General features: G+C 66.9%; 5 protein-coding genes. All 5 read right to left on the bottom strand.

Annotated features, from left to right (window positions below):
* Positions 1-320: 320 nt before the first annotated feature.
* The 5 genes from AB0O24_RS07755 to AB0O24_RS07735 all read right to left on the bottom strand — a co-directional run bounded on the left by AB0O24_RS07755 (position 321) and on the right by AB0O24_RS07735 (position 10,315).
* A complete protein-coding gene (locus tag AB0O24_RS07755; protein WP_275801362.1) occupies positions 321-728 on the bottom strand; it encodes a hypothetical protein in 408 nt (135 codons plus the stop codon).
* 329 nt (positions 729-1,057) lie between these two features.
* The gene (locus AB0O24_RS07750) at positions 1,058-3,124 is read right to left on the bottom strand and encodes a DEAD/DEAH box helicase (protein WP_275801361.1); all 2,067 of its coding nucleotides are present in this window, start codon (positions 3,122-3,124) and stop codon (positions 1,058-1,060) included.
* On the bottom strand, positions 3,117-4,427 hold the full coding sequence (gene brxD, locus AB0O24_RS07745) for a BREX system ATP-binding protein BrxD (protein ID WP_275801360.1): 1,311 nt from the start codon (positions 4,425-4,427) through the stop codon (positions 3,117-3,119). The genes AB0O24_RS07750 and brxD overlap by 8 nt, the downstream gene beginning before the upstream one ends.
* Positions 4,424-7,090 carry a BREX-2 system phosphatase PglZ gene (gene pglZ / locus AB0O24_RS07740; protein WP_275801359.1) on the bottom strand — a complete coding sequence of 889 codons (2,667 nt, stop codon included), beginning with the start codon at positions 7,088-7,090 and terminating at the stop codon, positions 4,424-4,426. The genes brxD and pglZ overlap by 4 nt, the downstream gene beginning before the upstream one ends.
* Before the next feature lie 3 nt (positions 7,091-7,093).
* Entirely contained in the window at positions 7,094-10,315 is a 3,222-nt protein-coding gene (locus AB0O24_RS07735; RefSeq protein WP_363373800.1) for a hypothetical protein, read from the bottom strand.
* Positions 10,316-10,530 lie beyond the last annotated feature (215 nt).

The raw sequence follows: 10,530 nt of genomic DNA, 5'->3' as shown, positions 1-10,530 counted from the left end.
TCAGAGAGTTAGCGCTTCTGATCCTCGGGGACCTCGACCCCTACACACCGACCATCACCCCGCGAGCCTCACCCCCACCGGATGTCCGAAGAGCCCCTTTCGCGCAAAGCCCCTTCCTAAACGACGGGACGATAGCGCTCATCATCACGCCCGAGCGGAACGCGTGCTGCTCGACAAACTTGAGGTGAATCTGATCCCGAATGTCATCGAGCTTGCACGGCGGAATTGCGAGGGATGTCTGGTGATCTCGACCATCTCGCCGCACGGCATGCCGCGCCGCATGGGCGTCACAGCCAAGGGCGCACGTCGCTGCTCGAGGCCTAAGTGACCGGAGCTTGCGTCGCGTACCTGGCCCGCACTTCAGCCGCAACGGCGTCAGCGAGAGCCTGCGGAATGGGCGATTGCGAGTTCTCCGAGGAGATCCAGTGCTGGCCGGTGAGACGGCCGTAGTCACAGAAGTCCACCTCGGCTTTCCAACTGGTCAGGCCGGTATTCGATTTGACGTGAATGGTAACGATGAGCCCGTCGACGTGAGTAGAAATCACTCGGGGAAGTTTCCGCGTGGTGTTGTTGACGAAGCCTCGGAAAGCTTCATCCGGGAATCTCGTGTCCCACTCCACGGGCGTACTGCGGCGTTTCGCCGTCTCTTTCGACGACTTGACCGCTGATCGGATTCCGAGCGCGGTCAGCGCGACAGCGCTAATTCCCATTAAAACCTGCGGAATCATTCTCTCCCCCATTGTGAGACCCGTTCAGCAGCCTATCCGCCGCGCAAGACGCTCGTGAAACGCGCACGCCGCACATTTTGCAAATAGGCGAGGACGCGTTGGCACCCCTCGGACGGCTCACCGGTGGATGTATCGTCTGGGGACCTGGATTAGCCGCCTGCCCTGGGCTGCAACAGCGCAGGAGCGGCGTACAGCGCGATACCTCGTGACCGAACAGAACGAACACAGAGTGGCGACTCCGGCGCGGAGGCCGCCCTATTCCACGGCGCGACTCTGATAGTCGGGCGAATGTGGGGGATGCGGCTGGAGCGCCCATGGCCCAGCACGACCTACCAGATCTCCGCCGCCACGATCTGACTCGCACCTGGTCGGTCGGCAAGTCGCTCGGCGAGGGTCGCTGCGCCTAGTCCAGCGGGAAGCGCTGCGGAGAACTTCAGTCCCTCGACAGTCTGCGGCGCGACCTGAGGGAGCGCCTCGTCAACCCTCAACCTGTGCAGTTTCCCCATGTCGGGACTCAGCACAAACCTGATTGCCTCGTTGTCCGCCGCGGCCGCATCAGCCAATCCACGCGGTAACGCGGCGAGCAGCGTCGAATGTGCCTTCAACCCGCCGAACGCCCACAGCACCGCTGAATCCTCGCCACGCTCCACCACCAGCCCGTCTTCGACCACATGATGACGTCGGAGCGCCCGCACTTCTGCGAGCCGTGCCACGGCGCGTTGCGACAGGCGCACCGGAGGATCAGCCCCCAGCAGGACGTCGCGCCGCGCTCGCACCATCTCGAATGACTCGGGCATCGGCACAGATCCCCAACGGACGCGGCCCTTCGTGAGGTCCTCGCGCACCACGACGACATGACGATCCCAGTCGATGGAATCGACTATCCATGCTCGCCCGGCAAGCAGCAGCGGCTTCCTGCCTTCGATTACCTGCGTGGTGAGTGACAGCGGCGCGATTGATCCAATCTCGCGGCGCCCCTCAAGCACGTTCATCTCGAGGTCTGCGATGAATGTCGACAGAAGCTCCAGGAAGTTCCGCCGTCCGAACTCTTTCTCGGCACGCGGACCGATGAACAGCCACGGTCCATCTGCCACAAGGAACTCCTGCGCGACGAGATACTCGAGCACTTCGTCAGCGCCGTCCATAACGTGCGACCCTGCCCACCACTCGTGCCACGATGCCCGAGCGAAACGTCCCTCCTGCAGAGCAAGTGCCAACAGCTGCTGAGCGGCGATGTGCCGAGGGGATGGCGGAGGAACCACCGGCTCCACGAACCCGGTCCCCCACAGATGCAGCATTCCGGCCGCACGCAGCAGCGTGTCGTTGTCGGTCGCGAGGAAGAGCGCGTTTCGCGTGGACCCGGCACGACGCCCGGTGCGCCCGAGCCGCTGGAGGAACGACGAAACAGACCTTGGCGAATCCAGCTGGATCATCCGGTCAAGGTCGCCGATGTCTATGCCGAGTTCGAGAGTCGAGGTCGCGACGATCACACAGTCGCGACCTTCAGCAAACGCGCGCTCGCTCCGCCGACGCTCGTCGACGGACAGCGACGAGTGCGACACGTATGTCTCGACCCTGTTGCTCCGCAACGCGAACGCGAGCTCTTCAGCCTGTGAGCGCGACTCGCAGAACACGAGCCGCTTCTCACCGAGGAACATCTGCGACAGCACAGTGGCCGCGTTCTCCACCGAGCCCACGAAGTCGAGCGCGACGTCCGGCTCGACTGACGAACCACCTTCACCGACCACCACTCGTGCCGGAGCGCCCACATCCGCATTCGATCCCTGCAACCACCGAAGCACGTCATCCGGATTCCCGAGGGTGGCCGAGAGTCCGATCCGCTGAATGCGCTGTCCGCACAGTCGTTGCAGACGCTCGAGCACCGCGACGAGGTGCCAACCGCGGTCGGATGCTGCAAATGCATGCACCTCGTCGGCGATGAGCGCGCGTACCGAGCGGAAGAGAAGGTGGTGCTCCACGCGCCGAGAGACGAGCATCGCCTCGAGCGACTCCGGCGTCGTCAGCAGGATGTCCGGGGGATCGCTCAGAATCCGACGACGCTCTCCATCACCGATGTCCCCGTGCCACAACGCGACGCGCCGCCCGAGCCACCCGGTGTACTGCTCGAGCCGAGGCAGCAGGTTGTTGAGTAGAGCCTTGAGCGGCGCGACGTAGATGACGCTGAGCCCCTGCCAGCCTTCGTCGACCATCCGCGACAGAACCGGAAAGGCCGCGGCCTCGGTCTTTCCACCAGCCGTCGGCGCGATCAACAGGCAATCGGCGCCCGACCGCACAGGCTCGATCGATGCCTTCTGCAGCGGTCGAAGGTCGTACCAGCCGAGCGTGTTCGCAACGTGATACTCCAGCGCACCGGTGAGATCTAAGTTCTCAGACATCGAGCTGGATGCTGTCGATCCCACCGACGGCGGCGCGCTCGTCGGCGTTGAGCTCACCGTCCGCCACGACCGCTCCTGACGGGGCGGGCGGCTGAAATTCAGGGAACTGCTCGACCTTGTCGAGGGTGTCCACGAGCTTCCGCAGATAGAGCCGCGGAGCGACACCGACCTTTCCGCCCAGCCGTCCGGCGATTGTGTCAGCGAGGCCCGCCAGATACTCGTCGGTCACCAGCGAGTCGATGCGGTCGGCCGCAGCGCTGCCGCTCGCGTAGATCTCACGCACGCGATCCCCGAGCTCCATCAAGCTCTCTCGCTGGAATCCGAGCAGCCTCACCTGTGGGGCACGAGGGTTGTCCCATCGGGGATCCCCGCTGAAGTCAACACCGATGCGCGCAGCCAGCGGCGGCAGCCGCTGCACACCTTGAGTGCCATCGAAAAATGCGGGCGTTCCGGTGATGAGCACGTAGAGACCCGGGAAGCGCCCGGCATCCACCTCGTCCAGCAGCTGACGCAGGGCGTTGAGCGACTTCTCGCGCACGTCACTGCGCACACGCTGCAGCGTCTCGACCTCGTCAAGCACGAGAACAAGTCCCCGATAGTCGGCGTCACGCAGCACTGCAAGCAAACCCTGGATGAATCCGAACGCACCGAAATGGTCAAGATCGCCGCGGATGCCGGCACCCCGGCGCACTGCCGCGGCGACGTGTGGCTGCCCGCCGAGCCAGGCGATGAGCCCGTCGGCCGTCTCGACATCTCTGCGAACTGTGGCGGCGTGATAAGCCCGCAGTGCCGCGGCGAATGCGGGCGCCGTTCGGGACACGACGGCCAGCCGCTGTTCGAGCAGCTGTTGCGTCCCCTCTGCGAGCGCGTCGCGGTCCGTCGCACTGACGCCTGCGACGACAGCGTCCTCTTCCAGCACGCGCAGCCACTCGTCGATCAGCTCGCGAAAGGCGCTTGGCGCAGTGGCCTCGGTCGCGAGGTTCTCGGTGACGCGGCGGTAGATGGTCTCCAAACGGTGCAGCGGCGTCTCGGTCTCTGAGATCTGCACTTCGGCAGTCGCGAACCCCCGCTGCTTCGCCGTCTCGAGAACCCACCGAGCGAAGAACGTCTTCCCCGCTCCATACTCACCGCGCACCGCTTTGAAGACGGCGCCTCCATCGGCGACACCTTCTAGTTCGTCGCCGAGCGCCGCCGTGAAGCGATCAAGACCGACCGCCATAACATCGAGCCCGCGCTGCGGCACCGTGCCGCGACGCAGCGCGTCGACGATCTCGCGCCGGCGTCGTGGGCTCACCGCGGTCATGGCCGACTCCCTAGCCCAAACTGCTCGCGCAGCAGCGCCTCGTCGACCGTCACCGTCACCTGATCGGCGTCGACGTCGACGACCGCGTACCCGTCGACGTTCAGCAGCCGCCGCAGCGACGCGAGCACCCCCGGAAGCGACGCCGCTGCGACGCCGGCGGCTACAGCGACCGTGTCACGGTGCGCGCGGCCCGAACCCGACACCAGCGCAGCTACGATCGCACGAACAGTCTGGTCGTCGATCGGATGCCGGCTCCCCCGGGCCTGTCGTTCGCGATAAGTCTCGCTGCGGACCAGTTGCTCATCGAGGGCGAGTGTCGGCGAGGAGTCCCCCCCCGCTTCCGGGAGCGCCTCGAAGAGCGCGGGAGCCTCCGCCACGGGCTTGCGAACTCGACGCTTCACGGGCGCAATGCGCCCGATTGGCGCAACACCGCCGGCTCCTGACCGTGCAGGTTCGTTCCACCACACCGGCTCCTGCGGCGGCGCCTCGACCCAGCCGCTAGGGTTCGCCGCACCCTTGGGCTTGGCGACGACGATCGGGATGGCGATCTCGGCGAGGGCGGCGCCACCGTGGTAGCCGGCGCGCTTCGCCGCGAACCGCACTCCGTCCGACACAGCCAGCACAGTCGCACCTCCGGGTACGAGCACGCGCGGGCCGCTCACGAGCACTTCGTCGGGCTGTACTGGGCCTGTGGATGGGTCGCGGAAGCGAGCCGCCGCGCCGGATGCACTGCGCAGTTCACTGCCGCGTTCGACCACGTGCCCGTGGTCCGAGGTCAGGATGACGACGCGCCCCGCATCCCGTGCCGCGTCCAGCAGCGCGGGCAGGTTTGCGATCTGACTCACAGGCCACCGCAGCGCATCCACTTCGGCGGTCGCGAGTGCGTCGTCGATGGTGTTGAGCACGACGCCGACGATCCTGCGTGCGGGGTCGGCGATCGCGGTCGTAACCGCGGGCGGGAGCGCGTGCCCCGCATCCGATCGGAGATCATCCTTGTGAAAGACGACTCCGCCGACGGCCGCAGCAAAGCGTGCCTTCTCGGTCTGCTGATTGCCTGCGAGCAACTCCCCCGCGAACAGGGACGTCCGAGAGTACTCCGTGATGGTTGGCAAGACCGCCACGGCGGCCCCACGTTGCAGACTCTCAGGGCGAACGAGTTCTGACCACCCGCGCTCGGGAAGCTCGGCGGCGAGCTCGGTGGCGGTCGCGAAGCTCATTCCGTCGAGCACGATGAAGAGCACGAGCTGCTGACCACTCATCGGTGCGACCGTGTGCACCAGAAGTTCTTCAGCGCCGGGAACCGCGGGGTCCGTGCCGATCGCGCCGGTCAGCAGGCGGGCCGCGGCCTGATCCTGTTCCCAGCGCGCTTGTTGCACGGCGGGGGCGAGCAGGCTGTACGCGTGCGCCAGCCCCCGGTCGTTGTCACCATCCCAGATGTCACCGAGTGCGCGCTCCACCCACGCACCATCTGTCGCATATCGCTGCACCGCCTCCGCGAAGTTGGCGGGAGACGTGCGTGGCTCACTCAGCCAGCGGACCAGCCGAACCGCCATCGCTGCCGTTCGCAGCGACCGCGCGATCGTCGGTGCTGCCTGGTGCCGCCCTACGGACGCAAAGGCGCGATCAACCTCGGCTGCGTCAGCCGGTGCGCCCGACTCTGCGGCCGCTTCGATGGCGGCGCCGAGAGAGGCGACACGCGCACGCAGGCCGGAGAGCAGGACGTCGGATGCCGCGGCGCCAGCCGCCCAGTCCAGCTCGACGCACAGCGCCTCGGCCTGCTCGAGGACCTCCCGACCGTGCACATCGTCCAGGAGCCGACCGATCAACCTCCGCGACGCGTCACCGACCCTCTGTGCCGCGACCGCGGATACCCCGGTGCCGACGTAGGGCTCGATCCGGGCGCGCGCCGCGACAGTGGCGGAATCGGGCGCCACTTCGCCCGATGACCACAACTCACCGCAGACCAACCCGACCGCGATCACCGACACGTGCCCGCCGCCGACCGCTGCTCGCAAGGCGAGTGCGAAGGCCGGGCCGAGGTGAGTGGATGCCGCGCGGACAAGCGCCTCGCGGGTCTCTGAGCCCAGCTCCCGAAGCCGCGCACGTACGCCGGGATCGTCGAGCGGCGTCAGACACGTGACCAGTTCGAGGTCGTCGAGTCTGCCAAGCCCGAGGAGCGCCACGATGAGCGCCCGCACCACGTGATCGGGGGTGAGGGACGCGCCCGGGGCCGGCGGGTAGCCTCGATCGGGCCGCACCGACATCAGCAGTCCCGGCATCCACGGCCCGAGGTCGCTCACATGGCGCGGCACGCTCGGATCGCGAACGCCGAACATCCCGGGGACCATTCTCCACTCGTCGAGTTCGCTCACGCGCTGACGATGCGCGTCGAGTACTACGGCAGACCCGAGTTCACGCTCGGTCAGCGCCGTGAGCACAACAACGACCTCATCCCGGACCGCCGTACGCATCGCGTCCAGAGCAGCCAATCCCGACACGCCCTCGACAACACGCACCGGGGTGTCGCGCACCGTAATCACAGACGGTCCCGACCATGTGGGCTGCGCGCGCACAAGCAGCGTGCGCGCTTGCCGGCTCGCCGAAGACAGCCACGCGTCGAGGTGTTGACGCAGGGCGATCTCAGAGACGGTAGGGGCTGCCATTGATCACTCGATCTTCCACGTGATGGTGACCTCGGCGCCGACGCTCGCCTTGCGGCCGATGTCGGCTTTCAGCTCCGCGAGCACACGGTCGAGGTCGGTGAGCGGTGCATGGCGCGTCCCCGAATTGCCGTCCGACACCTCCGGCGGCTCTCCCGCGCCCGGCGCCGGGTTCGGATCCCCGGACGTCACTGGCCCAGGCGTGGGCTGCGGCGCCACGGGGCCTGGATTCGGCTGCACAATGATTACCCGCGCCCTCGCGGCCACGTCCTTGAGTCTCGGCTCGAGCTGCACCACCGACTCGTCCACTGCGGCGGCGGCGCGCAGCTGGACGAGCGCCGCCTCGAACGCGTCATCCGCCCGAGACTGCGCCGCCGAGACGATGCCCCAGTCGAGTCCGCCCAGTTCGCGGGCGAGGCGTTCGGCTGACCCGAACGTGCGACCGAACGCGCTCAGCTCGCTCGGCAGATCAAAGGTCGCGATGGTCTCGACGAGATCTTTTTCGTTGCGAGTTCTCATCACCGCGGTGATGAGGTCATTCAATCGACGGGCCGTCGCGAGTCGTCCCGCGGTGGCCGATTCGGCGATGCCGAGCACGGAGCTGTGTGCGTCGAGCTGCGCGACGAGATCGGCTACGGCGCTCGTCGCGACCTCCGCCTTCACAGCGCCAGCAAACCGCGTGACGGCACGCGGCGTCAGATTCGTCTCCGGCGCCACGCCGAAGACCGCGCCTGCACGCGTCTTCGCGGCTTCCCAGTCCTCGCTCGTCGGCAGGTTCGCCTTGCGGCCGGCGGCACCGTCGGGCAGGGACTGCAGCGAGGGCTGTCCGACGCCGACGAATTCCCAGTTGCCCAGCGCCGCCCAGGTGAGCAGCACGGCGTTCTCCATCGCCGTCGTCATGCCCCAGCCGCTGAGCTTCGCACGCAGTGCCCCGACGGTGATCCCAGCTCCGAGTTCGCCCTCCCAGCGAGCGAAGTCAGCGGTCCAGCCGAAGTGCGCAGCGTCGACGACGACGACGTTCTCGTTCAGCGCACCAAGTCGGAGGGGCGCGACGATGTCGCGCGCCAGCTTCTGTTCGGCAGCCCCGAGCCCCTGCCGCCGACCGCCTGCCTCGATCGTTGCCGACACCAGCTCCATCGCGTCGCCCAGGCGGCGGAGCGTGACCTCTTCGCCACCCAGGTCGGGGTGGTCGGGAAACTCGTGCTTCCAGGCCGTGTCGAGCGCATGCTTCAGGCCTGTCAGGAGCGTCCCCGTCGGTGGCGGTGCGATCGAAAGGCCCTCGACGAGCGGCGAGAAGATCTGGTTGCCGGCGAGTTCCGTGTCGACGTTGAGGTCGTCGGGAGCGTTGACGCCGTATGCCTGCCGCAGGGCCGTGGTGAGCCCGTCGCGCAGGGTACGCTGCCGTGTCTCGAGGGTCTGTCTGGCCGGTCCTCGGTCGCCGAGCGGAAGATGGTCGGAATTCGCCTCGAACCGGCTGCCCGTGAGCAGGTAGTCAAGTAGCACGAGCTTGCCGAGATCGTCTTGCCGCGCGTCGGAGAGGAAGTTCGGGATCCACGCGATCGTGTTCGCCGTCCTCCCCTGGTCCCGCAGTTTCTGAAGCCGAACGACGTCGTACGCCGGTGAGTAGGCGCCACTGTCGTATGGAAAGTCGATGATGACCCGCCACTGCTCGTCGCCGTGGATCAGATCGCTGTCGAGCACTTCGGCCTCGTCGCGCACGTTGCCGAATTTGACTGTCACTGACCGCTTCTGGCCTCGCCACACGTGGCTCAGCGGCAGACCGACGAGACTGACGGATGCCGCCGGCAGCCCCAACTCGTCGGTGATGAGTCGGCGCACCAGCTCGCGCCGGGTCTGGAGGTTGTCTTCCGTGCTCACCCGCTCCAGGATCGAGTCGTAATCGACGCCGCTGAGCGTTGCGGTAATGATCGGGTCGTGGCCGTCGCCGATGCTGATCTCGCCGAACTCCGTCGCCCATTGGCGCACCGTGCCCAGCACCTGACCCGCCTCGTCGCCGGGGATGAAGGCCGAGATGGTGCCCCAGTTGAGCGCCGCGAGCTTGGCGGCGGTGAGATTCGTGAGCGACCGTGCTTCGGGGGCGAGGGCTGCGATGAGGACGGTCTTCGCGAGTCTGTCTTCGGTGATGAACGGATGCCCGCGGTCGAGGGCCGCGACCTGACCCTCGCTGAGCGCGTGCTTGCGCAGCAGGTAGGGACGCATCTTGTCACGGTAGAACTTCGCCGAGACGGCGAAGTGGCGCTTCATCTCATCGGTGAGCGGCTGCGAGCCGCCGAGCACAATCGGCGCATACAGGTCTCCGACCGGGATGACATCGCGCACGAGCAGAGTGTCGCGGCCATCTGCAAGCAACTCGGCCATGAGCTTGAGCGCCGTGCGCTCGCGCTGCATCAGGCTCGACAGCGCCACCATCGTGTCGACGAGTGCAGGGCTGAAGGGATAGACATCGGCGAACGCCTTCTCGTCCGAGTTCGCATCGTCAGAGAGCAGATACCCCCAAGCCGCATAGTCTCGCCTCACCTCGGCGAGCGCGGCGCCGAGCGTCTGCTTCGCCATGGAGTCGACAGGGCGAAGGAGTCGCTGCTGGACGATTTTAGGTAGGTCGGCGGCCTGCAGCCGGATCTTGTCGAACCGGTCTTCCCAGTAGGCGAACAGCTGGCCCTGTGCGACGCGCTGAGCACCGGCGACGTGCGTTCCGAGAAAGTCGCGCAGGTCACGCTGGCGAGCGAGGAACGACGTGATGGGAATCGGCAGGTTCGCTGCAGCATTTTCGGCGAGCTGCACGACCTTTTCGATCTCGTTCTGCACCCAGGCCTGGTCGGCGAGGTGCTGGCCGAGCCACAGCACGATCTCGTCGATCAGGAAGACAAGGCCTTGGTAGCCGAGACTCTTAGCGTGAGTGGTGAGCGCTCGAAGGCCATCGGCCATGGGCAGCCACTCGCCCGCACGGACATAGAACTGGTAATACGCGGCGACAAGGTCGCCAACGAGTCGATCACGATCCGGATGCCCCGGGGCGGCGTTTGCTGCCGCGTCGAAGCTTTCCGCGTCCCAGGCTGATCCCAGGTCCCCCCACGCCGCATCTCCACCGCCGAGGCCGGCGAAGAAGGCGTCGTCCCCGTCGCGCGCGCGCTGAGCCTTGGCGGCATCAAGCAGCCCATCGCTCGCATGGAGGATCGGGGCAGGAGCATCGGGATGCTTCGCCGCCACAGTCGCGAGGTACCCGCCGAACAGGGCGTCTTCGAACGACTTCGCGCCGAGCAGGTTGTAGTCCACGACCAGCAGGCGTCTCTCGAGAGTGTCCTGCCGCGCAGCGACGACGCCCTCGAGCCCCGGGATCTGGCGTGCCGCGATGTGCCCCGACAGCAGCAGATGCAGCACCGCCATGTAGTGCGACTTGCCGGAACCGAACGACCCGTCGAGGA

Origin of the sequence: Microbacterium sp. NPDC086615 (assembly GCF_040686055.1) — a bacterium.
Classification (GTDB): Bacteria; Actinomycetota; Actinomycetes; order Actinomycetales; family Microbacteriaceae; genus Microbacterium.
Note: the sequence above shows the minus strand (reverse complement) of the source record. Positions and strands in the feature narration are given on the sequence as shown.

Bases quoted from the DNA above. Each gene is read 5' to 3' on its own strand.
- AB0O24_RS07750 (WP_275801361.1), bottom strand. From the start codon at position 3,124: ATGTCTGAGAACTTAGATCTCACCGGTGCGCTGGAGTATCACGTTGCG.
- AB0O24_RS07755 (WP_275801362.1), bottom strand. From the start codon at position 728: ATGATTCCGCAGGTTTTAATGGGAATTAGCGCTGTCGCGCTGACCGCG.
- pglZ (WP_275801359.1), bottom strand. From the start codon at position 7,090: ATGGCAGCCCCTACCGTCTCTGAGATCGCCCTGCGTCAACACCTCGAC.
- brxD (WP_275801360.1), bottom strand. From the start codon at position 4,427: ATGACCGCGGTGAGCCCACGACGCCGGCGCGAGATCGTCGACGCGCTG.